Here is a 22608-nt window from a genome sequence, read left to right as displayed (position 1 = left end):
ACTATGGAAGGACTAGAAACTGACCGTCGTATCGTGTCAACCGTATCACTCCTTATGTGAGCGGTGTTTTCGCATTTGCGGCATAATCCTTTCGTCGGCGCACATAAAAAGAGTGGCAAGATCCGATACGATTGGCTTAGTCTCTTAGGCGGAGGAGATGACAGGCCTGCGAAAGTCTTGTCGTCACATGGAAAAACTAGCCGCAAGGCTGACAGGCGGAAACGACGCATGGCTAAGACAAGCGAGCCGACAATCATCAAGAAATACGCCAACCGGCGGCTCTACAATACGGGCACCAGCACCTATGTCACGCTCGAGGATCTGGCGGTGATGGTGAAGGGAGAAGAGGATTTTGTGGTCTATGACGCCAAGACGGGAGAAGACATCACCCGCTCTGTGCTGACCCAGATCATTTTCGAACAGGAAGGCAAGGGGCAGAACCTGCTGCCTGTCACCTTTCTGCGCCAGCTGATCCGGTTTTATGGCGACAGTATGCAGGGGCTCGTTCCGAGCTTTCTCGAATACTCCATGACCTCGCTTACCAAAGAGCAGGAAAAGCTTCGCTCGCAAATGAGCGAGGCGTTCGGCGCGACCGCGTTCGAGGCGATCGAGGATCAGGTCAAGCGCAACACGGAAATGTTCGAACGGGCCATGAAAATGTTCATGCCGTTTCCGACAGGCGAATCCGGTGGCGCCACAAATTCCGGGTCGGAGGCAGGCGCTGCCAAGAAAGGCCAGACCGAATCGGGGGATCTGGACGACATGAAGCGTCAGCTGGAAGAGATGCAGAAGAAGATCAACCAGCTGTCCGACAAAAGCTAGGCCTGACAAAGACTGCGCCGGACGGCTTCACTGCGCATGCACGCCACCGTTGAAGCCTCAACCCGGCACGATCCGGATCCGATGTGTCGCTTCGCTCCGGCCCTCCGCCAGGCTCAATCTGGCCGGGGTCAGGGCGCGTTGACGAACCCCCGGATTATCCGCAATCAGGAACCAGTCCGACTGTCTCGATACCGGCCACGGCGCAGGCCTCGTCATTTTCCGACGTGTCGCCCGTGATGCCGACCGCGCCGACTGTTTCACCTGCTTCGTTTCTGACAAGAACGCCACCTGGGACCGGGACGATATTACCTCCTGCGACACCGTTCAGAGCGTTGACAAAATGTGGGCGTGTTTCCGCGTTGGCATTCAGCCATCTTGTACCGGTTCCAACCGCCAGGGCACCGTTCGCCTTACCGGTGGCGATCTCCGGACGCAGGTTCGAAGATCCGTCCTGACGTTTCAAAATGATCGTGTGTCCGCCCGCATCAAGGACCACAACCGTCAGCGGCTTCAATCCCAGTTCGGCTGCTTTTGCAAATGCGGCAGAAGTGATGGTCTCTGCCGTTGAAAGTGAAATGCCATTTGCCATTGAATGTCATCCTTTTGACGGTTCATAACGGGGCGGGGCAAACAGATCTTGCAATATGCGTCATTCGGCGTAAGCCATAGATGGCTGTTTGCGCCGGAATTGTGTGTTTGCGCATTTGCCAGCCAATCCTTAAGGTGCTGCCCTCACTCAGGGCTTGCTAGCAGACAAGAACGCAGGCGAATAGGTAGCTTTGCCGAGAAACTTCTACGGCGAAACGGAACAAGTGATGTGAAATTCGGGTTGGAGGAATTCAGTGAAGCGTGATTTTCAGGCTCCGGGGCGCTCGCCGGTTTTTGCGCGCAACGCGGCCGCCGCAACCTCTCACCCGCTTGCGACCAGCGCGGTTCTGGAAGTTTTGCAAACTGGCGGCAACGCGGTTGATGCCGCGATCGCAGGTGTGGCCGTGCAATGTGTCGTCGAAACGCACATGACCGGCATTGGTGGCGACTGCTTTGCGATCGTTACGGAGCCCGATGGCCGTCTGACCGGTTTCAACGGATCGGGTGCAGCGCCCAAGGCCGCGTCGCCCCAGCGTCTTGCGGAACTGGGTGTCGAAGAGATAGCGGACACGTCCGCCCACGCCGTCACCGTACCCGGAGCCGTGAGGGCCTGGGAAACACTGCTGTCGGCCCACGGCACGCGATCCTTCAGAGAACTTTTCAAGAGAGCCATTGAATATGCCCGCGAAGGGTTCCCCGTTGCGCCGAGAGTTGCGCGGGACTGGGCGCAAAATGTTACGAAACTCTCAGGGGATGAGATCTCGGCGGCGCGCTACCTGATCAACGGACAGGCGCCAGAAGCCGGTACTATTTTGAAGTACCCCCATCTTGCCGATACGCTCGAGCAAATCGCCGAAGGCGGGGCGGATGCGTTCTACACCGGCGACATCGCCCGTGACATCGTGTCGGCGCTTCAGGCCAAGGGTGGCCTCATGACCGAAGATGATCTTGCTGCGTGCCACACCACCGCCGTTGCTCCCGTCATGCGCGACTACAAGGGCTTCTCCGTCGCCGAACTGCCCCCCAACGGGCAGGGTGTCATCGCGCTTGTGATCCTTGGAATCCTAGAAAAGTTCGATCTGGAAAATCTGGACCCGCTTGGGCCGGAGCGTTTCCATCTGGAGATGGAGGCTTCCCGCATCGCTTACGCGGTTCGGGACAAGTTCGTCACGGACCCGAATTACATGGATGTGTGCCACACACGGCTGATCGGGTCGGACTATATCGACCAGCTCGCGGGGCTGGTGTCACGCGAAACCCGCGTTTCCGCACTTCCCGAGGCGTCCCTTTCGCCGCAGACGGACACCGTCTATCTGAGCGTTGTCGACAAGGACGGTCTTTCGGTTTCCTTCATCAATTCGCTTTTCAGCGATTTCGGGTCCGGAATCGTCGCACCGGCAAGCGGTGTGCTGCTCCATAGCCGAGGCAGGTCATTCAAGGCCGCGCCCGGATATGCGAATTCGATCGATGGCGGCAAACGGCCTCTCCATACAATCATTCCGGCCATGGTGCTGAAGGATGGCGCTCCCTTCCTGTCATTCGGGGTGATGGGCGGCCAGTACCAGGCCTGCGGACACGCCCATCTTCTGACGAACATCATCGACTACGGCATGGATGTGCAGGCGGCGATCGATTTCCCGCGTATGTTCTTCGACCTGAACACTCATGACCTTGAGGCAGAAAGACTGATCCCGGCCTCGACAATCGACGGTTTGAGGGCGCTTGGACACAAGGTTCGTCCAGCACCGGGCCCGATCGGCGGAAGTCAGGCAATCATGATCGACAAGGCCCGTCATCTCCTGACGGCAGGGTCCGATCCGCGCAAGGACGGGCACGCGGCCGGATATTGACCTGCGTCATCGCGGATCTTGCCCAAGCCATCAATCAGGTGTTCAGTGCGCCCGGACGCGCCTGAACTCATGAGGTAAACCATGTCACGTATATCGCGCCGGGAGCTGCTGGCCGGTGGTGCAGGCATGCTGGCGACGTTTTCTGCCGGCGGCTTGGTGGCGCATCAGGCACATGCAGCCAGCCACACCCTGATGATGTCCCGTATCGACCACGGTATTCTGCCTGGGACGATAACGAAAGACATGATGAGCTTTTCACCGGACGGTCCCCCACCGGTGCTCCGCTTCAAGCAGGGCGAAGTGGCAACCATTTCGGTTACAAACACCCTTGACGAGGCATCCGTCGTGCATTGGCACGGCTTCAGGATCGCAAATGCGATGGATGGCGTGCCTTACCTGACCCAGTATCCGATCGAACCCGGGCAAACGTTTCGATACGAATTTGCGCCACCGGACGCTGGCACCTTCTGGTATCACCCGCATTGCAACACGCTGGAGCAGATGGCGCGCGGCATGACCGGTGTGATGGTGGTCGAAGAGCCGGAAGACCCCGGGTTTGATCGGGATCTTCCGCTTAACATTCGCGATTTCAGGCTTGGCGGTGACGGACAGTTCATTTCCCTGTTCAAGGCACGAAGCGCCGCAAGGGGTGGTACGCTCGGGACGGTGTCGACGGTCAATTGGCAGGTGGACCCTGTTTATGAGCTGAAGGCGGGGAGCCTTGTGCGGCTGCGGCTTGCCGTTACAGATGTCACGCGCGTTGGCAAATATGAGATCGAAGGCGCGGCGGCGGAAGTGATTGCCATCGATTCAAATCCGCTGCCATCCCCTCTGCCTGCCCGGGATATTGAGCTGTCGCCGGGACAGCGCGCGGATATTGCACTGAAGGTGCCGGACGAGGAAGGCACGGCCGTCAAGCTGGTCCTGAAAAAGAAATTCGACCAGAAGATTCTGGCACGCTTTGTTGCCAAAGGCACCAGCTCAAAGCGGGACCTGCGCGAGTTGAAACCGTTGCCTCCGAACCCTGTTCCGCAACCAGATCTCAACAACGCCGAAGTGATTGAGTTCGTCTTCGGCTGGTCACCGGAAGGCGATGCGCCTCAAGCCAGCATCTGCGGAACGCTCGGTTATACCTTCTGGTCGATCAATCGCACAGCCTGGCCGGGCGATGTTCCCGGCCCGCTCGATCCGCTGGCGACGCTCAAGCTTGGAAAATCCTATGTTCTAAGGCTTCGCAATGAAACGCCTAACGCTCACCCCATCCATCTTCATGGTGTTTCGTTCGTGCTGCTGCGCTCGAACAAACGCAAACTGGCACCGCTCGTAACCGATACGGCGCTGCTGCTTTCCCAGGAAACAATGGATGTGGCTCTGGTCGCGGACAATCCGGGAGACTGGGCGTTTCATTGCCACGTTATCGAACACCAGAAAACCGGCCTTGCCGGTTTTCTCAGGATAGAAGACTGACGACAGAACGTGTGTCAGGCAGACAGGGAGATCGTGTGGCTCCGCTCGTCGTCTTCATACGCCGTTAAAGCACTGTAGTGCTGCAGCTGACTCTGGCGTTCCAGGGATGTTTCAGCATGCGATACATCATTTGCCAGCAACTGGGCCGCGTATTCAGCATGCGCACCATGGTAAGTCTCGCGCATTGCAGCCGATGCGACAAGAAGCGGTGCCATCGCCATATCGGCAAACCGTCCGCTGTTTGTCGATGCTGGCTCAGTTTCGATTGAATGCGTTTCCTGCGGTTTTTGACGGATACGCAGTTCGTGAATGGCAGATACGGGTGTTACTTGCATCATTTAGTCTCCGTGGCGGGCCAGTCCGTGGCCAATCGAGTCGGAGGTCCGGGGTTTTCCGGAACTTCATTCAATATAGGTACGCGTGCAGCGGAAAACTGTGCCGTGCATCACATTTGAAGCTGGTTCACGCGAGTGTGCTGGCGGCGTGAAAAAAAAGACCCGGAGCAAAGCTGCTCCGGGTCAGGAACTCCAGTGGTACATCTGGAAACCCAATAACTTGAAAGCACCGCTGCTAGCGGTGGGTCTTGATCAGGTGCCCCGCCACACGCTGGCGCGGCAGCGCCGCGGTCGCCTTATAGACGTCCGAACAGATTTCAGGGACGGTCTTCTTGCGCGGGCGGGGATAAAGTTCACCGTCACGGGTCGCAATCAGATGCGCCAGAAACACAGAGTTCGGGTGGTAGTGCTTGAACAGGGTGTCCTGACGCCGGCCATGCTCCGGTTCCGGTTCCGGTGACGGCGGTGGTGGCAGATACCCGGCAAAGTCCGCCTGAGCTTCGGCCCGTGCCTCTCCCGTTGCGGGACGCTTGCGCCTCACATTGGAACGGCTTGCTGCACTGACCGGGTTTACTCGCACAAATCTACGCCTCGTTGTTTCAGAATGGCACGCTCAGTGCCGTCTTGCCTGAAACGTCGCAATCACCATGCCAATATAGGTAGGCGTTAACCTTTTGTCCGCGGAATCCGGCCAAATGAAGGTCACAAAAGTTAACGGATTGGTGCGCTACCGGACAGGTTTTTGTGAGCCAGCGTGATGATAGACAGCCGGCTTTTGCATTATTGGAAGTATGAACGGGCGAATGCGCCGAGAACGGCGCCGACAAATGCGGTCGCGGCGCTGATTGCGGGAATGGCCCACCAGCGCAGCTCGCGCTTGTGTTCTATCGCCCTGGAATGCAGCTGAATGGCCGAAGCGATCAGTGTCTCGATCTGGCTGCTGGTGAGAGGTGCGCGCGTGAGTTTCTTTTTGTCGACAGCGGGCAAAGACGAGATTTCATCCGGTGTCAGATTTCGTCCTGCGTCCGGAGAATACACGCGTCCTGTGGCCCATCGCCAGCGAATGCCAACCCAGGTTGCATCGTCACCACCGTCTTCCGTTGTGTTGGTCCGAAAGAATTCCGGATGTTCCCGGCAGACCTCAAACCAGTCTTCTCCGCTCTGGGGCACGCCGAGTTGCGCAGACCAAAGATCAGCTTTGCGGCTGCTGTATTCGTCATAAGCGCCCATAACCTGGATGGCGGCAATGACGTCCTGCAGCCGGTTCTCTTTCAGATAAGGTGACATCAGCCAACCCTATCCGATCCTTGAAGGCTGCATCAATCCAACTCCGGATCTTTCCCGGTCCAGGCCGTGCGGTCGATATCCAGATCCTGGAACTTGTCCGGATTGAAGACAGGCCGGGCGATGCCTGCGTTCACCTGCTCCTTGAAGTCGTCAAGTATCCGCTTTGCAGTCGGGAACAGCATCATCAGGGCAAGAAGGTTCACCACCGCGAGAACGCCCATCAACGGATCAGAGAAGAAGAAGACCGCTGTTGCTCCGGGTGCCGTTGCGCCGAGGAACACCACTCCCATGACCAGAATGCGCAACACCTGGATTGCGGCGGAATTCCCGGTCATCGATGTCAGCGCATTTTCGCCGAGATAGTAGTTGTAGATGATCGAGCTGAAGGCAAACAGCAGGATCGCCAGCGTCAGGAAATAGCTCGTCCAGCCACCCAGATGCGAGGCAAGCGACTGCTGGGTTAGAACGATACCATCGACGGCCTCGTCGCCCGGCGTATAGACATCGCCCAGCAGAATGATCAGGGCCGTACAGGTGCAGATGATGATCGTGTCGATGAAGACGGAGAAGGACTGGGTTATCCCCTGGCTGATCGGGTGGCGGACATCGGCCGTTGCTGCGACGTTTGGCGCTGAGCCGAGCCCGGCTTCGTTGGAGAACAGACCCCGACGCAAACCTTGTGCGAGCGCGGCGCCCATACCGCCGCCGACGGCTTCTTCCAGACCGAATGCGTTGGCCACGATCATGTAGATGGCGGCCGGAACCTCTGTGACGTTTACAAGAATCACGATCAGTGCCATCGCGATATAGCCGACCGCCATGATCGGAACGACCACATCGGCGACTTTCGCGATCCGGTGAATACCGCCGAAGACGATCAGTCCGGTTATGGCGGTCAGGCCGATTCCCGTCCATAGACGGCCGATGCCAAGGCTTTCCTCGGCGGCACCTGCAACCGTGTTGCCCTGGAATGCGTTAAAACCGAAAGCGAAAGACGCAATCAGGCAGATGGCGTAAAGAACCGCGAGCCAGCGGTAATCCGATCCCAGCCCATGGATGATGGTACGCGCCGGGCCGCCGCGAAACGTGCCGTCGCCTTCGGAGCGCTTGTAAAGCTGCGCCAGCGAACACTCGATCAGGCTTGTGCACATGCCGACAAGCGCGACGGCCCACATCCAGAAAACAGCGCCTGGACCACCAAGGGTAATGGCGACCGCGACGCCCGCTATGTTGCCGCCGCCAACGCGGCCGCCGACCGACAGTAACAGCGCTTCGCGCGCCGAAATGGCGTTGGGATCACCGGTCTGGTTCTTTGAAGACAAGACGCGGAACATGCGTTTGAAAAACCGGATCTGAACAAATCCGGTCATGACCGTGAAGAAGACCCCGATAATCACGAGGAACGGGATAAGCGCCCATCCCCAGGTCAGAGTTTCGATCAAACCGAAAAAAGACTGCACGAATTCCATGGATCTACCCCTCCATTGAACCGGGCTGGCGCGTTCTGACGACGCGCTCGGACCAAACCGATCTTACAGGGTAGGCTTGCAATGGATGGTTTTGCAATAAAAAAGGGAAATGTTTTAAAAATGCAACTCGTGGCTGTTTTGCGAGTCGAGCCTGACAGTCGCCTTTGTCCAGGCCTGCGCCGAAATGACAGCCTCCCGGTAAATAAAAAAGCGCGGCCAAGTGAACCGCGCTTTCTGGAACGTCTTTTCGCAACAACCTTAAGCGGCCAGTGCACCCTGTGCCTTGTCGACCAGGACCTTGAACGCGTCCGGCTGGTTGATGGCGAGGTCGGACAGAACCTTGCGGTCGACTTCAACGCCCGCCTTGTTCAGACCGTCGATGAAACGGCCATAGGTCATGCCGTGCTGGCGGGTTGCCGCGTTGATGCGCTGGATCCAGAGCGAACGGAACGTGCGCTTCTTGGCCTTGCGGTCGCGGTAGGCGTATTGTCCTGCCTTCTCGACGGCCTGCTTGGCAACGCGGATGGTGTTCTTGCGGCGGCCGTAATAACCTTTTGCGGCCTTCAGAACTTTTTTGTGGCGAGCGTGGGCGGTTACGCCCCGTTTGACGCGTGACATTTAGATGATCTCCTTCGGGGCTGGCGTTATGCGTATGGCAGGAACTGCTTTACGATGCGTGCATCCTGGTCGCTCAGCGTGGTCGTTCCACGGGCGTTGCGGATGAACTTGTTCGTGCGCTTGATCATGCCATGGCGCTTGCCGGCCTGCGCGGTTTTCACCTTGCCGGTCGCGGTCACCTTGAAGCGCTTCTTGGCGCCGGATTTCGTCTTCAGCTTGGGCATTTTGCATCCTTTCCTTGGCGCATCCGCGTAAAGCAGACGCTTTCTTTGTTGGAGCATTCAGAGCCGACACGGCATGCCCTTTTCTGCCGGGAGGACCTTGCATCGGAATGCAAAAATCCAGTCCACGACAAGCCGGACGGCTCTGGACCGGGCGCTTATATGGGAGGTTTCGGCGGATTGCAACCGGATTCAGGGTGGAAACCGCGACTTTTGGGGCCGCGGTTCGCGACAGGAAGGCGCACCGCACCCGAGTCTATTCGCCAATGCCTGGCGTCACGCTGCCTGGCTGCATTCCTGCTTGGCTGCTGCGATCCGTTCCGCAACAGTCTCAGCATCACCCGTCGTGCCCTGAACGGAGATGAACCTTATGTCCTCGATCCCGAGGAACGTGAGCAGGAATTTCAAATAAGGCTCAACAAAATTGGCGACGGCGAACGGCTGGCCTTCAAGGTACCCTTCAGCGCCATAAGCGCACACGACAACCGCGCGGCGCGTTTTTGCAAGTCCCTGAAACGACCCGTCTTCATAGGAAAAGGTATGCCCCATTCTGACGATCTGGTCGATCCAGGCCTTGAGCGCTGCCGGGACGCTGAAGTTGTAGATGGGAGCGGTGATCAGAAGCGTGTCGGCTTGCTGCAGTTCAGAGATCAACGTGTTGGAAAGCGCTGTCGCTTCCCTCAGACCATCTGTCATGTCGGTTGGTGCGGTGTAAAAGCCTTCGATGGTCTGTTGGCTGATGAGCGGGATGGATCCGTCGGCCACGTGCCGGGAAATCACGCGGCAGCCCGGATGTTTTTCGCGAAAGCAGGTTTCGAAGTGGTCTGCCACCGCCGTGGAGTGCGAGCCGGATTGGCGTGAACTTGAATTGATGCGCAAGAGCAATGTCATTGGAAATCTCCGTTGTGGGATGCCCAAGGCTATTTCTGCGATCAGTGAAGAAAAATACGATGCCGCGCAGCAGAATCGTGCGTAAACTGCACGAATGGATATTGAAGCTCTCAAGGCGCTGCTGCTCGTCCGTGACATCGGCAGCATTGCGGGTGCCGCGCGTGCGCTGGACGTCGATGCCTCCAGCGTATCGCGGATCGTTGCCAATACGGAACGCGATCTTGGCGTCCGGATCTTCCAGCGCAGCACGCGGAAACTCGCCTTGACCGAGGAAGGCGGGCGATACCTTCAAAGGATTGCGCCGCTGCTTGAAGAACTTGAAACGGCCGGGGAGGAAGCGGCCTCTCAAGGGGCGCAGCCGAGGGGAACGCTCAAGATGACCGCCTCGGTTGCCTTCGCGCAGGAAGGCATCATGCCGGTCCTGCCGCTCTTCCAGGAGCGTTATCCGGATCTTTCGGTCGAGCTCTATCCCTCCGACTACAACATGGATCTGCTTGCAGAAGGCCTTGATCTGGCGATCCGACTGGCCGCCGCGCCGAAGGGAGACCTGATTTCAACCAGGCTGTTTTCCTCCCACTATCGTGTTGTCGCTTCACCGTCCTATCTGGACCGTTACGGGCCGGTAAAGGCTCCAAAGGACCTTAAGAATCACAATTGCCTGTGTTTTGCGCTTCCGGGTTTTCGAAGCAGCTGGAAGTTTCGGAAAGAGGGTGTCGCGCCGTTTCAGGTCGATGTTTCAGGCAAGACCGTGATCGCGAGTGCGTTGTCGTTGCGGGAAGGCGCGCGTCTCGGTATGGGCGTTGCACTTCTGGCCAACTGGCTGATCCGGAGCGATTTGAAAGAGGGCCGGCTGATCGACCTCTTTCCGGAGTTTGACTGCGCCGCAACCGATTTCGACACGGCCGCCTGGATCCTGTATCCAAGCAAGGCCTACCTGCCGCGAAAAGTCCGCGTCATGGTCGATTTTCTGAAAGCGGAATTGCGGTGAGTGTCGGCTGACGCGCGCGCCGGGATCGGGGAGGCAATGACCTGTCGGTTTCCTGAGTGACCACCCGGAAGACCTTGGCTCTCCGGCCCCGGATCTCCGCTGTGCTGCGTCCGGGGTACGAAGTTGGAGTTAAGTCTTGAGGCTTTGGAAGGTGCTGCCAGTCCCATTTTCCTTGTCATCCCTGCGCAGGCAGGGATCCAGTAACCTCTTGTCTAACCATTCTCATTTGCGAGCCACACGGATTACTGGTTCCCGGTCTTGCCGTTTGTACGGCAAACCGGGATGACAACCTATAAATGGTCGATCCTTCGAGACGGGCCTCTGGCCCTCCTCAGGATAAGGCCTCGGTGGATCAGACTCTCTTGTCTGGTCGAGTAGCCACATTGGCGAAGTCGTCTTGGCCATATGGCGCACAAATACCCGTCGTCATCCCGGCCAAGCGTAGCGCGCGCCGGGATCGGGGAGGCAATGACCTGTCGGTTTCCTGAGTGACCACCCGGAAGACCTTGGCTCTCCGGCCCCGGATCTCCGCTGTGCTGCGTCCGGGGTGACGAAGTTGGAGTTAAGTCTTGAGGCTTTGGAAGGTGCGGCCAGTCCCATTTTCCTTGTCATCCCTGCGCGGGCAGGGATCCAGTAACCTCTTGTCTGACCGTCCTTCTCATTTGCGACCCATGCGGATTACTGGTTCCCGGTCTTGCCGCCTGTGCGGCAAACCGGGATGACACCCTTTGAATGAACGATCGTATTCCACTATCGCTTAGCTGCGTAGAACACGGCCTCATCCTGAGGTGCGACACGCAGCAGAGCCTCGAAGGATGGGCTACACGGTGGAGTGCTTGCCGCTGATCCTTCGAGACGAGCCTCTGGCCTTCCTCAGGATGAGGCCGTGCCTGAGCGACTTGCGGTTCAACCTCAAGCGTTCACGTCGACAACAACACGGCCCTTTACCTGGCCCTTGAGAATGTCGGCGCCGAGGCCGGGCAGGTCTGCCAGGGTCGCGGGCTGGATCATGGCTTCGAGCTTGTCCATCGGCAGGTCCTTCGCGAGACGCTCCCAGGCGGGAAGGCGGGCTTCGTAAGGTCGCATGACGCTGTCGATGCCGAGGAGGTTGACGCCCCGGAGCAGGAACGGAATGACGGTTGCAGGAAGCGCAGCGCCGCCTGCGAGACCGACGGCTGCGACGGAGCTGCCGTATTTCATCTGGCCGAGCACGCGTGCCAGCATCGCGCCGCCGACTGCGTCGATGCAACCGGCCCAGGTTTCCGCTTCCAGCGGGCGCTTGACGGTCTCGTTGACATCGTCACGGGGCACAATCCGGCTGGCGCCAAGCGACTTCAGGTAGTCCCATGTGCTTTCGCGGCCCGTGACGGCGGCAACCTCATAGCCGAGATTGGCGAGAATGGCCGTTGCGACCGAGCCGACACCGCCGGCGGCGCCCGTTACAAGAACAGGGCCGTCTTCCGGCTTCAGGCCATGATTTTCCAGAGCCATGACAGCAAGCATTGCGGTGAACCCGGCCGTTCCGATCGCCATGGCGTTGCGGGTGGAAAGGCCCTCCGGCAGGGGCACGAGCCACTCGCCCTTGACGCGCGCCTTTTGCGCATAGCCACCCCACCAGACCTCACCGACGCGCCAGCCGGTCAGAACGACCTTGTCGCCCGGCTTGTACCAGTCGTCGGAAGACTCCAGGACCGTGCCGGCAAAATCGATGCCTGGAATATGAGGGTAGTTTCTGACCAAGCCGCCGCCCGGCCCGACACAAAGCCCGTCCTTGTAGTTCAGCGTCGAGTACTCGACGGCGACGGTCACATCACCTTCAGGCAGCCGGCTGTCGTCGAGATCCTGTACCGATGCCGACGTCTTGCCTTCGTCATCCTTTTCCACGAGGAGTGCTTTGAAAGTCATAATCTAACTGCCCTGTTAGCTGGAGTTTTCGGTCATTGCCCTGGCATCCTGGCGCAGGACAAATTTCTGGATCTTTCCGGTCGCCGTCTTTGGCAACTCGGTAAAGACGATTTTCTTCGGCCGCTTGAACCCGGCCATGTGCTGGCGGCAAAATTCGATCAGAGTTTCCTCGGTGACCGTGCTGCCTTCTTTCAGTTCAACGAATGCACACGGGACCTCTCCCCATGTCTCGTCCGGCAGCGCGACGACTGCCGCCAGAACCACGTCCGGATGGCGGTGTAACACGCCTTCCACCTCGACAGAGGAGATGTTTTCGCCGCCTGAGATGATGACGTCCTTCAACCGGTCCCGGATCTGTACATAACCGTTCGAATGACGGACAGCGGCATCTCCCGACTTGAAGGAGCCACCCGACATGGCTTCATCGGTTGCTTCCGCGTTCTTATAATAACCTTTCATGACGGTGTTGCCGCGAATGACAATCTCGCCCTGGGTTTCGCCATCCCACGGAACGGAAGCGCCGGTCTCCCGGTTCACAACGTCCACCGTTTCGGTCATCGGAAAGCCGACGCCCTGCCAGGATTGCAGTTCAGCCTGTTCGTCCGCCGAAAGATCTTCCCACTCCTCGCGCCAAAGGCATTGGACCACATGGCCATAGGTCTCGGTGAGGCCATAGACCTGCATGACTTCAAACCCGAGAGACTTTGTCGCCGCCAATACAGCCGCCGGAGGAGGCGCACCAGCCGTCATGATCTTCACAGGCCCGGAGAGCGGTTTTCTGTCCTCTTCAGGCGTGTTCACCAGCATCGACAACACAATCGGTGCACCACCAAGATGCGTGATGCCAAGCTTGCCGATCAGGTCGAAGACGGCCTTGCCGGTGACCTGGCGAATGCAGACAATGGTTCCGGCCATCAGCGTCATGGTCCAGGCATGACACCAGCCATTGCAGTGAAACATCGGCACCGTATAGAGATAGACCGGATGCCGCGGCAGTTCCCAGGCGACGGGTGTGCCCATTGCCATGAGATAGGCGCCGCGATGGTGATAGACGACCCCCTTCGGCCGCCCGGATGTGCCGGAGGTATAATTGAGTGCCAGGGCCTGCCACTCGTCTTGCGGACCTTGCCAGGCGAAGGCGGGATCACCGGTGTCGATCAGATCCGAGTAGGTTGCCTCCCCGATCCTCTCGCCACCCGGCCCCTCCGGGTCGACGATATCGACGATGGGTAGCGCCTTGCCGTTGATCTCGAAGGCCTTGCTGACGACGCCGGAAAACGCCGTGTCGGCAATGACGAGACGCGCGTCGCTGTGCTCGAAAATATAGGCAACCGTCTCGGGCTCGAGACGGATATTGATGGTGTTGAGCACCGCTCCGGTCAGCGGAACCGCATAGTGAAGCTCAAACAGTTCCGGGGTGTTGGCGGCCAGGACCGACACCGTGTCGCCCTGTCCGATACCTCTCTTTTGAAGGCTTGAGGCGAGGCGGCGCACCCGCGTATGCACTTCGCTCCAGGTTCGTTGCAGGTTGTTGTAAACAACAGCGGTTCGATCGGGAAAGATGGTCGCCGTACGTTCCAGAAACGAGAGCGGTGATAGAGGAACATGGTTGGCATCCTGTTTGGAAAATGCCTCGTAGTGCTCCCGCATGTCAGCCTCCCTGACTGGTGAAGGATGTTTCCCAGACTGTCGCGCTCCGCATGCCATGCGGCGTATCGACCTGCACCTTCGTGCCGTCGTCCCAATGGGTCATCCGCACCATGCCGATAGCAACATTGGTCCGGTAATCCGGTGAGTAGGCGGCCGAACTGACCGTACCGACCTGTTTACCACCTGCAATGATCGGCCACAGTTCGTCGCAGGGTGGAACCGGATCCCCGTCGATCGCGATGCTGCGTATCTGGCGGACCGGACCTTCGACGGCAACGCGCAGCAGGGCATCGCGGCCGATGCAGCCGATGGCCGCCTGGGTCTGACAGAATTTGCCGAGACCGCATTCATGCGGCGTGTTGTTGCGGGTCATGTCATTGCCGTAAGACAGCAATTGTCCTTCGATCCGTTCAATGATGTTCGGGCAGCCGGCGCGAACGTCAAGATCCTGTCCGGCATCCATCAGGGCGTCCCAGATGGGTTCGCCCAGGTGGGATCCATCGACATAAAGCTCAAACCCGTCCTGCTTGGAATAGCCCGACCTGGCGAGGACGAGCTTTTTTCCCTGAAAGTCGACATGCTTGTAGCGGAAGAAGCGGATCGACCTGATCTCCTCACCGAACACACGGGCGACCAGTTCCTCCGCCTTCGGACCCTGGATAGCGAGTGGCGACACATCCGGCTCGTCGACATCGACTTCCAGTCGCAGTGCGTGTGCAAGCCCCTTGATCCAGAAAAGAAGATCGCTGTCGGCAACCGACACCCAGAACTTGTCTTCCGCAAGCTTTGTGGTCACCGGGTCATTGAGCATGCCGCCGGTCTCATCGACCATGGGCGTGTAGTAGCACTGTCCTTCGCTCATCGTGGAAAGATCGCGCGGCGTCAGCATCTGGACCAGGCGCGCGGCATCAGGGCCCCAGAGTTCAACCTGCCGCTCGCAAGCGACATCCCAGACCTGAACCTTGGTTTTCAGGTGCCTGTAATCTTCTTCGACGGAGTTGAAAACCGTCGGAAGCAGCATGTGATTGTAGACCGTGTAAGCCTTGACACCTGCTGCCTGCACGCGCCGCGAAAACGGCGTGTAGCGCGTGCGGCGGGAGACTGAAAGAGCCGGGACCTGCATGCCGGATCCTCCCTATGCGGCCTGTTCAGCGGCTGGTCCGGACCAGTCGATCTGGCAGATTTCGGCACTGCGGCCATCAAAATCCCAGACGCGGCCATAGGCGCGCACGCGGCCCTGTGTGGCCGTTGCGACCGTGATGTCCGGTCCCATCCAGTATTCGGTATTCGTCACGACGATGTCCTCATCCGGGTTTCCGCCCTGAACCGGCTCGACTTCGCCCTTGATGGCGCGACCGACGATCAGCCGACGCTTCTTGCCTTCGTTGGTATAGGAGACAGGCGCGCGTTCGGCGCCGAGGAACTCGCTTACCAAAACGCGGAAGAGGCCGGTCGTGCCCTTCGCCTGACCTGAAAAGATCTTCAGGAGACCGTCATAGGCGGCATCGCTTGCGCGTTCATCGATATAGGCGGCAGCCTTCCAGTTTCCCCGTGCCATAAGACCGGGGATTTCCAGCACCAGACCCACGTTCAGTCCCGAAAGATCCTCGCCCTCGTAGTGGCCTTCGTCAATGCGAACGCCGGCCCACGCCTGACAGTATCCTTCCGTCGGCGGATGCTTGCCGAGGGACACCACGCAGGGACAGAAGACGGTGCAGTTGCAATTCAGTATCAATTCGCCGCGAATGGACCATCCGGACATGAGATTTCTCCCTGACTAGAGATTCACAAGTGAGAGGACGATCACGACCGCCCCGCCAATTCCGAGAAAAACCCCGAGCGGTGCACTTAGCCGCGCACCGATCTGGGGAAGCTTTTCAAGCGTCATCAACACCATGGCCAGGCCCATGAAGGCGAGGTTCATCGTGCCGGCGACGAATGCGAGCAGCATCAATGCCCAGCAACATCCGAGACAGACCGCTCCCAGCCGGAGCCCGAGCTGTAGGGCGCCCCGCAGTCCGGGGTTCCAGTGATTGAAGAAAAAAGTCATCGGGTTCTGACACGCCGAAAGACAGGCATTCTTGAAGCTGCTGAACTGGTAAAGGCCCGCCAGCGCCATCAGCGCGCCGTTGAGCAGTCCCGATGTTGAGCGGCCTGCCTGGTCGAGGAGCCCCATTTGAGCGAGCTGAACCTGCAGAAAGGCTGCCGGCACCGCGAAGCCAACCCATACCGCAAGATATCCGGTGACGAGGACCGCAAGTGACTTGCCGCTCGCAGCGTCCGTGTGAGTCAGATCCGCGTAGGTTTTAAACGCCGGAAACGCAGTTGGCGCCATCATCGCCAGAGACATCAGCGACCACATGAAGACCGCGGATAGAAAACCGGTATCGGCCACTGTCTGCGTGCAAAGGGAGATGAGATAGGCCAGCCCGAAGTCTTCATCGGGCGTTACGACAGGCAAATGCGTTGCGAAGAGAACACCCCACGCAATCAGGACGCTTGCAAAAAACGTCAGCCACAGCAAGCCATGGCCGGGCAAAAGACGTGCGATTGTCTTCACCCGCTCCTCCCATTTTTCTTTGACGGTTACGCTGCGCTTCCTCAATTTAAAAGTCAAACATTTAATTGTCTGACATTTGTTTTTTTGCAATTGACCGGGTGGAGACCTGCCTCTAACGTGTCCGGGTTTCGGTCGAAAAGCACGTGAGGGGCCCCATTGGCGATTGAATTCAACACGATTCAAAAGGAAGGACTGTCTGTCCAGATTGCCAATGCGATCCGAGATGCAATTCTCGAAGGGCGGCTTGCCGGTGAAGAACGCCTGCCGAGCGAAGCCGATCTTGCAGAACGGTTCGGCGTTTCCAGATCCACTGTCCGGGAAGCTCTGAAGCGCCTTGCAGCCCAGAACCTGATCAGAAGCGAACGGGGATCATCCGGCGGTGCGTTCGTCAACCGGATCACATGGCCGGAAGCGCAGGACAATCTCGTGACCATGACGCGGCTTTTGATCGGTATGAACGACATTCCGCTGGAAGACGCCATTGAGGCACGGTTCGCGCTGGAAACGTCAGCATTGCCGCTGGCGGCTGAAAAATGTTCTGAAGTCGATCTGGAAGGTCTTCGTGCGGAGATTGACCGTCAGCGCGACCCGCAAACCAGCGATGAGACATTCTGCGCGTCCGACGTCGCCTTTCATTCAATCATCGCTCAGGCGACCGGCAACCCTCTGCTGACCTTCCAGCTCTCGGCGGCTTTCGAGGCCATGCAGCCTTTGATGAACATGCTTGTATACCGGTTGAGAGACCGGGAGCGGATCGCAGAACATCATGAAGCGCTGTGCGAAGCATTGGAACGGCGGGATTGTGCCTGTGCGATGACCAGCCTTGAATCGCTGTTTGCCTATACCCGCGAGCTGGCAGCGCAACGGCGCAAACCCAAGGCGAGCTGAGCCCGGCGAACAGTTCAAGAAATGCACAGGGCCGGACCGGCTGCCGCTGCTCAAGACAGCGCAGTTTCATCTCTTGAGCGTGTCTGAACATCTTGGCACTCATTTTACAAAATGTAATTTGACGCCTTTAACCAATAATTTTCTCAAATTCCCTATTCTTCCCAAAGACCGACAGAGTAGCGGCGGGGGCTATTGTGAATACTGCTTAGTAACGCTACTGCAGTAAATTGCCCCTGACAGAGTATAAGCGGTGTGGGTGAGAGACAATGTGGTTGCGTAAACGGTTCTCTGCTTTAGCGATATCGGCATTTTTGCTGACGGGGTGTCAGTCCGGGGATCTGGCAAACCTGTCCACTTACGGCGACAGTGCTGCGTCGAACCAGGATCTTTCCAAAGTTGCCTACTACCCGGACGATGAGCTTCTTACCAAGGCGAAAGTCCAGTTCCGGGAAAAGAACTACGGCAAGGCGTATGCGATCTACAAGCGCGCCGTTGAGGTCTATCCGAAAGATCCGGTTGCCTGGATCGGTTACTCGGCATCCGCCGACATGATCGGGCGCTTCGATAATGCGGATATCGGCTACAAGCGGCTTGCGCGGATGATACCCAACCGTCCCGAGTATCTGAACAATGTCGGATACTCATATCTTCTTCGCGGCAACCTTGTGGCAGCGCGACGCTATTTCCTCAAAGCGTATGACGTTGACCCGAACAATCAGACGACAGCAAACAACCTGGAACTCCTGCGCAACAGCGTCTCCTTTGCCAATCGGGGTTGAAAAAGCTGATGATCGCCAACGGGAACACCGGAAACGCAGCTGCTCACGGAACCGGCGGTGCCGCTTCTGAAAAAGGCACCAAACCTGCGCCTGCCACCTCTCCGCTGACGGCGTTCCTGCAGCGCAATGTCCGCGTGCTGATGGCCCTCAACGCGGTTTCGGTCGGGGTAACGGTGCTGTTGTTCGTTGGTCTCTTTTTCACCTGGTCCGCCACGACGGAACTCAATCAGATCCGACAGCAACTCAGCGGCCTTCAGGAATTCGAAAAGCGGATCTCCGGAAGTGTCAGCCTGATGAACACGGGTGTGCAGAACCGGCTTTCAAAGATCGACCAGCGCCTCAGCCAGATCCAGTCCGGCGTCAGGCTGATGCGGATCGAAAGAGGCGATTCCGATATACCGATCGACAAGTTGAAAACGAAGATCGACAGAGACATCGATTTCTTCCATTCCACGACCGCCGCGGCGATGTTTTCTCCAGCTTTGTCGGCGCAGGCGGCCAACCGGTTTGAAAGCGCCCGCACAATTCCGCGGGTCACGTTCGCACGCCAGCCGGAAGAAGCTCAAGGGTCTGCGCTTTTCCGTCGCGTCGTCACCTCTGATGGCAAGGTCAGATACGAAAAACGCCAAGGCTCTGCCAACTGACCGATTTGTCATCCGGAAAGCCGGACGAATTTACCCAAAATGATCGGCCGACAGACGCACTTTAATGGTGTATGCCGGTTGAATATTGATACTTGTTACAAAGACTTTGAACGTAAGAAAACTGACAACCGATGTCTTAATATAGTTTCGGAATGATAGTTTTCAGTTTTCAGATTTTTTTCACGAGCCGTTAATCGTCAGCATCTTAGTATTGAGGTCAGTAGGGCGGGGGCAATTTCAATATCTTCGGCATTTGTGCTGAGATGTGGAAATAAAAATGACCTTGCGTGACCTTAAATTTTGCGAATGCCAAAGACGAGGCACGACGTGAAGATATCGTCCATTTTGACAGTAGTGATCTGCGTGATCGTGCTTGGCCTTGCAGGCGCTCAAGAATCCAGCGCGCAAGTTGATGAAATGACGCTTGTCGTGAACGGCGGCAGCGTTTCAAGGGTCACAATGCAGCCCGGCACAACCCGGACCGTAAGGACGAACAGCAAGTTTTCAGATCTCGTTGTCGGTAATCCGGAAACGGCGGACATCGTGCCGTTGTCCGAACAGGTTCTTTACATTCAGGGCAAAGCGCCCGGCCTGACTAACATTTCGATCTACGATGCCTCAAAGACACTTCTTGGCGTTATTGAAGTGCGTGTGCAGCTTAATTTCGACGACGTGGTGCGCGCCATCCGGGCTGTCGCACCGACGTCTCAAGTGTCCGTTTCCAATGTCGGCAACAAGATCCGTTTGAGCGGGGCCGTCAACAATGCCGTGGAACTGGCCAAGGTTCTGGAAGTTGCCCAGCAGTTTTCGGAAGATCCGGTGATCAATGCGGTCAGTGTCCGCAGTCCGCAACAGGTGGCCCTCGAAGTCAGGGTGCTGGAGGCGAGCCGATCGATCGGACGGGATCTCGGGGTCAACTGGGTCGGCCGGTCCGACAATGGCAATATCAGCACCAGCGGTTCGCGCGTTCAGGTCGGCACCGACGGTGACGGTGGTCTCGTCGCACTCCTGGGGTCCGGTGCCAGCGTGGCGCAGCAGGGCGCCCTTCCCTTCGGAACGCTGATCGGAAAGGTGCTGGAAACGGCCGGACTTCGCATTGACACCATCATCGACGCGCTGGAAGGCAAGGGTCTGGTACGGCGGCTGGCGCAGCCGAACCTCACCACGATCAGCGGTGAGACGGCCCGTTTTCATGTTGGCGGTGAGGTGCCCATCCAGACCGCAGTGTCCAATTCCGGCGGTGTCGCATCCTCGACGGACTATCGTCCCTTCGGCGTTCGTCTGGAATTTGTTCCGACAGTCCTCGACGCCAGCCGTATCAACTTGCGTGTGATGACCGAGGTCAGTGATATCGACAACTCGATCAACGTAAACGGGAATCCCGGTTTTACGTCACGCCGCGCGGAAGCGGTGATCGAACTCAAGGACGGCCAGAGCTTTTCAATTGCGGGTCTTCTGGAGAACGTCGATACCCGCGACATCAGTCAGCTTCCCTGGCTTGGCCAGGTGCCGGTACTCGGCGTGTTGTTCCGGTCGACCAGCTTTCAAAAGCGCGAAACCGATCTTGTTATTGTGGTGACACCCAGGCTGGTGCGGCCGGCTCGTCCCAATGAACCGCTGGCCTCGCCCCTAGATCAGACGCGCCCGACAAATGACGTCGAAATGTTCGCGCTCGGTCTTCTGGAAGTGAACAAGGACATGCTGCGCAAATACAAGGAAGGCGACGGCCTGATCGGTCCCTACGGTCATATTGTCGATCTGGAACTTGAGGATGGTTATGTTTACTCGAAGAACTGATCGGCTGGTTGCGCTTGCGGCCCTTTTGCTGCTGGGCGGATGCGCCGACTACATGAGCCACCGTGACACCGTGACGGTGGGCGCTGGAAACGCGATGGATGCCAATATGGGCATTCATACAATTCAGCCTTTCCCCCGTCAGGCCTACAACACAAATCTTCCGGGCGACGGCCAGAAAGCGGTCCAGGCGCAAGAGCGTTACCTCGCACCGGGCGACCCGGACGTTGTGACTGCTGCCGGTTCTGAAGCGGCAATCAGCGGCGGTTCATAGCGCTATCCTGAAATCTGTTCCTAGAACTCCATGACTTTGCCGTGCAGGGTCTGGTGATGCCGCGCACTTGCCAGGCGTTCCCTCGTCCTATCTGGTCAAGATCGACGGCGAGGGATCTATGTGCGCGGCAAAAGTAAAATTACTTATCCATATTTCGGGATAATCCAAAATACGGGCAAATGCTGCGACAACCTGTCTTGTTGTCCGCCTTAAGTCTGGCATCCTCCCCAAAACACGCCGGGCGTAACACGTTGCCGGCGTGACTTGGGAGGATCAAATGACACAAACCGTTATCCAGGGTGCGATGATTTGGAACGGTGTCGCGGACGCAGCCGTTCCGGGCACCGTTGTGGTCGAAGGCAACCGTATTGCAAAGGTTATCGAAGGCACGGACGTGCCTTCCGGCTTGTCTGACAATCTGATTGACGGGACCGGCATGACTCTCATGCCGGGCATGGTCGAAGGCCATTGCCACCCGAGCTTTACAGGAATTTCGGAGCCGACCGAGTTGGGTCAGCTATGTCCGGAACGGCATATGCTGCTAACGGCGCAGAACCTGAGACTTCTTTTGAGCCACGGTTTCACGTCTATTTTCGAAGCGGCCTCCGCAAAGCCCATGCTCGGTGTGACGGCGAGGGATGCCATCAACGAGGGTCTGATCGATGGACCGCGTATGATGGCCGGCAGTCCTGAAGTGACAACGACAGCGGGGCTCGGTGACGAGCGCAAGCGGCACATCTACCAGGAAAGCTTTGGTCTGGTTGCAGACGGGCCGGACGAAATGCGGCGCGTTGCCCGCGAATGCGTGCGCGACGGTGTCGATATCATGAAGATCAATATTTCCGGCGACGAGTTCGTCAGCCATGCGCGGGCGGAAATCACCCCAACGGAAGACGAGGAGCTGGCAGCGTTCGTCAAGGTTGCGCATGCCTTCGACAAGATGGTGGCCGCCCATGCCAGATCGTCCAAGAGCGTGAAGATGGCAGTGCGTCATGGTGTCGACTGCATCTATCACTGCGACTTTGCGGATGAGGAAGCGCTCGACATGCTTGAAGGCGCCAAGGACCGCATCTTCGTCGGTCCGGCCTTCGGGCTTGTTCACAATAGCACGCGTGAAGGCGACGTTGTCGGCCTGACCCGGGAAGTTGCTGAAAGCATGGGTTTGTTCCGGAAATTCGAAGCGACTTGCGCGACTTATCACGAAATCCGCAAACGCGGGGTCCGTGTGGTCGTCGGCGGCGACTATGGGTTCTCGGTCACGCCGATGGGTCAGAACGCTCGCGATATCGAGCATTTCGTCCGCTACTTTGGCTACTCGCCGGTCGAGGCGCTTCGCTGTGCCACCCATGTCGGTGCCGAGCTTATGGGCCGGAGCGGTGAGCTCGGCCAGATCAAGGAAGGCTACCTTGCGGATCTGCTGCTTGTTCGTGGGGATGTCGTTCAGGATGTCTCACTGCTTCAAAAGCAGGACAACCTGGCCATGATCATGAAGGACGGCAGCGCCTGGAAGGACCCCCGACAGAGCGACCCGCGTTCTCCGGGACTGATCCTGGCCGCGGAATAAACACTCCTGAAATT

General features: G+C 58.0%; 23 protein-coding genes. 10 read left to right on the top strand and 13 right to left on the bottom strand.

Annotation, left to right across the window (positions count from 1 at the left end; all coding sequences use genetic code 11):
• Positions 1-228: 228 nt before the first annotated feature.
• Positions 229-822 (top strand): polyhydroxyalkanoate synthesis repressor PhaR, encoded by a 594-nt coding sequence (gene phaR / locus ABVF61_RS27840; protein ID WP_353996870.1) that lies wholly within the window; start codon positions 229-231, stop codon positions 820-822.
• Between the two features lie 154 nt (positions 823-976).
• Here the strand turns inward: phaR and ABVF61_RS27835 are convergent, their stop codons facing one another.
• Positions 977-1411 (bottom strand): GlcG/HbpS family heme-binding protein, encoded by a 435-nt coding sequence (locus tag ABVF61_RS27835; protein ID WP_353996869.1) that lies wholly within the window; start codon positions 1409-1411, stop codon positions 977-979.
• A 253-nt stretch (positions 1412-1664) separates the two neighbouring features.
• On the opposite strand from ABVF61_RS27835, the gene ggt reads away from it, so the two are divergent.
• Positions 1665-3260 (top strand): gamma-glutamyltransferase, encoded by a 1596-nt coding sequence (gene ggt / locus ABVF61_RS27830; protein WP_353996868.1) that lies wholly within the window; start codon positions 1665-1667, stop codon positions 3258-3260.
• 81 nt (positions 3261-3341) lie between these two features.
• Positions 3342-4727, top strand: coding sequence for a multicopper oxidase family protein (locus tag ABVF61_RS27825; RefSeq protein WP_353996867.1), 1386 nt, complete (start codon positions 3342-3344; stop codon positions 4725-4727).
• A 14-nt stretch (positions 4728-4741) separates the two neighbouring features.
• On the opposite strand, the gene ABVF61_RS27820 is transcribed toward ABVF61_RS27825, so the two are convergent.
• From ABVF61_RS27820 to ABVF61_RS27790, 7 genes are all read right to left on the bottom strand, one after another.
• Positions 4742-5065: a hypothetical protein gene (locus ABVF61_RS27820; protein ID WP_353996866.1), complete on the bottom strand. Its 324-nt coding sequence runs from the start codon at positions 5063-5065 to the stop codon at positions 4742-4744.
• A gap of 232 nt (positions 5066-5297) precedes the next feature.
• Entirely contained in the window at positions 5298-5642 is a 345-nt protein-coding gene (locus ABVF61_RS27815) for a hypothetical protein (protein WP_353996865.1), read from the bottom strand.
• 200 nt (positions 5643-5842) lie between these two features.
• A complete protein-coding gene (locus ABVF61_RS27810) occupies positions 5843-6349 on the bottom strand; it encodes a hypothetical protein (protein ID WP_353996864.1) in 507 nt (168 codons plus the stop codon).
• Between the two features lie 32 nt (positions 6350-6381).
• On the bottom strand, positions 6382-7818 hold the full coding sequence (locus ABVF61_RS27805; RefSeq protein WP_353996863.1) for an alanine/glycine:cation symporter family protein: 1437 nt from the start codon (positions 7816-7818) through the stop codon (positions 6382-6384).
• 258 nt (positions 7819-8076) lie between these two features.
• Complete coding sequence (gene rplT / locus ABVF61_RS27800) at positions 8077-8436, bottom strand: 50S ribosomal protein L20 (RefSeq protein WP_353996862.1); 360 nt, start codon at positions 8434-8436, stop codon at positions 8077-8079.
• 26 nt (positions 8437-8462) lie between these two features.
• Complete coding sequence (rpmI, locus tag ABVF61_RS27795) at positions 8463-8660, bottom strand: 50S ribosomal protein L35 (protein ID WP_145345317.1); 198 nt, start codon at positions 8658-8660, stop codon at positions 8463-8465.
• 273 nt (positions 8661-8933) lie between these two features.
• Positions 8934-9548 (bottom strand): FMN-dependent NADH-azoreductase, encoded by a 615-nt coding sequence (locus tag ABVF61_RS27790; RefSeq protein WP_353996861.1) that lies wholly within the window; start codon positions 9546-9548, stop codon positions 8934-8936.
• A gap of 94 nt (positions 9549-9642) precedes the next feature.
• Between ABVF61_RS27790 and ABVF61_RS27785 the strand changes: the two genes are divergently transcribed.
• Entirely contained in the window at positions 9643-10536 is an 894-nt protein-coding gene (locus ABVF61_RS27785) for a LysR family transcriptional regulator (RefSeq protein WP_353996860.1), read from the top strand.
• Positions 10537-11448: 912 nt separating this feature from the next.
• Here ABVF61_RS27785 and acuI read toward each other — a convergent pair.
• Genes acuI through ABVF61_RS27760 form a run of 5 tightly spaced genes read right to left on the bottom strand, consistent with a single transcriptional unit; the run spans position 11449 to position 16651 of the window.
• Positions 11449-12441 (bottom strand): acryloyl-CoA reductase, encoded by a 993-nt coding sequence (acuI, locus tag ABVF61_RS27780; protein WP_353996859.1) that lies wholly within the window; start codon positions 12439-12441, stop codon positions 11449-11451.
• A gap of 15 nt (positions 12442-12456) precedes the next feature.
• Positions 12457-14091: an AMP-binding protein gene (locus tag ABVF61_RS27775; RefSeq protein ID WP_353996858.1), complete on the bottom strand. Its 1635-nt coding sequence runs from the start codon at positions 14089-14091 to the stop codon at positions 12457-12459.
• A gap of 1 nt (position 14092) precedes the next feature.
• Entirely contained in the window at positions 14093-15214 is a 1122-nt protein-coding gene (locus ABVF61_RS27770; RefSeq protein ID WP_353996857.1) for a dimethylsulfoniopropionate demethylase, read from the bottom strand.
• Between the two features lie 12 nt (positions 15215-15226).
• The gene (locus ABVF61_RS27765) at positions 15227-15853 is read right to left on the bottom strand and encodes a DUF1326 domain-containing protein (RefSeq protein WP_353996856.1); all 627 of its coding nucleotides are present in this window, start codon (positions 15851-15853) and stop codon (positions 15227-15229) included.
• A 15-nt stretch (positions 15854-15868) separates the two neighbouring features.
• A complete protein-coding gene (locus ABVF61_RS27760; protein WP_353996855.1) occupies positions 15869-16651 on the bottom strand; it encodes a DUF2182 domain-containing protein in 783 nt (260 codons plus the stop codon).
• Positions 16652-16807: 156 nt separating this feature from the next.
• On the opposite strand from ABVF61_RS27760, the gene ABVF61_RS27755 reads away from it, so the two are divergent.
• The 6 genes from ABVF61_RS27755 to ABVF61_RS27730 all read left to right on the top strand — a co-directional run bounded on the left by ABVF61_RS27755 (position 16808) and on the right by ABVF61_RS27730 (position 22594).
• Complete coding sequence (locus ABVF61_RS27755) at positions 16808-17539, top strand: FadR/GntR family transcriptional regulator (protein ID WP_353996854.1); 732 nt, start codon at positions 16808-16810, stop codon at positions 17537-17539.
• 266 nt (positions 17540-17805) lie between these two features.
• Positions 17806-18318 carry a tetratricopeptide repeat protein gene (locus ABVF61_RS27750; RefSeq protein ID WP_353996853.1) on the top strand — a complete coding sequence of 171 codons (513 nt, stop codon included), beginning with the start codon at positions 17806-17808 and terminating at the stop codon, positions 18316-18318.
• An 8-nt stretch (positions 18319-18326) separates the two neighbouring features.
• Positions 18327-18962, top strand: a complete 636-nt coding sequence (locus tag ABVF61_RS27745) for a hypothetical protein (RefSeq protein ID WP_353996852.1) — start codon at positions 18327-18329, stop codon at positions 18960-18962.
• A gap of 306 nt (positions 18963-19268) precedes the next feature.
• On the top strand, positions 19269-20759 hold the full coding sequence (locus ABVF61_RS27740; protein WP_502950023.1) for a type II and III secretion system protein family protein: 1491 nt from the start codon (positions 19269-19271) through the stop codon (positions 20757-20759).
• Positions 20740-21030 carry a pilus assembly protein gene (locus tag ABVF61_RS27735; protein WP_353996850.1) on the top strand — a complete coding sequence of 97 codons (291 nt, stop codon included), beginning with the start codon at positions 20740-20742 and terminating at the stop codon, positions 21028-21030. The genes ABVF61_RS27740 and ABVF61_RS27735 overlap by 20 nt, the downstream gene beginning before the upstream one ends.
• Positions 21031-21307: 277 nt before the next feature.
• Positions 21308-22594: a metal-dependent hydrolase family protein gene (locus tag ABVF61_RS27730; RefSeq protein ID WP_353996849.1), complete on the top strand. Its 1287-nt coding sequence runs from the start codon at positions 21308-21310 to the stop codon at positions 22592-22594.
• Positions 22595-22608: the final 14 nt, after the last annotated feature.

The sequence above is a fragment of the Roseibium sp. HPY-6 genome, from assembly GCF_040530035.1.
GTDB lineage: Bacteria > Pseudomonadota > Alphaproteobacteria > Rhizobiales > Stappiaceae > Roseibium.
The sequence above is the reverse complement of the archived record's forward strand: the minus strand, read 5'-3'. Positions and strand labels throughout refer to the sequence as shown.

What these genes read in the sequence shown, in the direction of transcription:
- ABVF61_RS27810 (WP_353996864.1), bottom strand. Translation starts at nt 6,349, where the DNA reads ATGTCACCTTATCTGAAAGAGAACCGGCTGCAGGACGTCATTGCCGCC.
- ABVF61_RS27740 (WP_502950023.1), top strand. Translation starts at nt 19,269, where the DNA reads ATGCCAAAGACGAGGCACGACGTGAAGATATCGTCCATTTTGACAGTA.
- ABVF61_RS27790 (WP_353996861.1), bottom strand. Translation starts at nt 9,548, where the DNA reads ATGACATTGCTCTTGCGCATCAATTCAAGTTCACGCCAATCCGGCTCG.
- ABVF61_RS27730 (WP_353996849.1), top strand. Translation starts at nt 21,308, where the DNA reads ATGACACAAACCGTTATCCAGGGTGCGATGATTTGGAACGGTGTCGCG.
- ABVF61_RS27835 (WP_353996869.1), bottom strand. Translation starts at nt 1,411, where the DNA reads ATGGCAAATGGCATTTCACTTTCAACGGCAGAGACCATCACTTCTGCC.
- phaR (WP_353996870.1), top strand. Translation starts at nt 229, where the DNA reads ATGGCTAAGACAAGCGAGCCGACAATCATCAAGAAATACGCCAACCGG.
- ABVF61_RS27820 (WP_353996866.1), bottom strand. Translation starts at nt 5,065, where the DNA reads ATGATGCAAGTAACACCCGTATCTGCCATTCACGAACTGCGTATCCGT.
- ABVF61_RS27785 (WP_353996860.1), top strand. Translation starts at nt 9,643, where the DNA reads ATGGATATTGAAGCTCTCAAGGCGCTGCTGCTCGTCCGTGACATCGGC.
- ABVF61_RS27735 (WP_353996850.1), top strand. Translation starts at nt 20,740, where the DNA reads ATGTTTACTCGAAGAACTGATCGGCTGGTTGCGCTTGCGGCCCTTTTG.
- rpmI (WP_145345317.1), bottom strand. Translation starts at nt 8,660, where the DNA reads ATGCCCAAGCTGAAGACGAAATCCGGCGCCAAGAAGCGCTTCAAGGTG.
- acuI (WP_353996859.1), bottom strand. Translation starts at nt 12,441, where the DNA reads ATGACTTTCAAAGCACTCCTCGTGGAAAAGGATGACGAAGGCAAGACG.
- ABVF61_RS27825 (WP_353996867.1), top strand. Translation starts at nt 3,342, where the DNA reads ATGTCACGTATATCGCGCCGGGAGCTGCTGGCCGGTGGTGCAGGCATG.
- ABVF61_RS27805 (WP_353996863.1), bottom strand. Translation starts at nt 7,818, where the DNA reads ATGGAATTCGTGCAGTCTTTTTTCGGTTTGATCGAAACTCTGACCTGG.
- ABVF61_RS27765 (WP_353996856.1), bottom strand. Translation starts at nt 15,853, where the DNA reads ATGTCCGGATGGTCCATTCGCGGCGAATTGATACTGAATTGCAACTGC.
- ABVF61_RS27750 (WP_353996853.1), top strand. Translation starts at nt 17,806, where the DNA reads ATGTGGTTGCGTAAACGGTTCTCTGCTTTAGCGATATCGGCATTTTTG.
- ABVF61_RS27775 (WP_353996858.1), bottom strand. Translation starts at nt 14,091, where the DNA reads ATGCGGGAGCACTACGAGGCATTTTCCAAACAGGATGCCAACCATGTT.
- ABVF61_RS27745 (WP_353996852.1), top strand. Translation starts at nt 18,327, where the DNA reads ATGATCGCCAACGGGAACACCGGAAACGCAGCTGCTCACGGAACCGGC.
- ABVF61_RS27770 (WP_353996857.1), bottom strand. Translation starts at nt 15,214, where the DNA reads ATGCAGGTCCCGGCTCTTTCAGTCTCCCGCCGCACGCGCTACACGCCG.
- rplT (WP_353996862.1), bottom strand. Translation starts at nt 8,436, where the DNA reads ATGTCACGCGTCAAACGGGGCGTAACCGCCCACGCTCGCCACAAAAAA.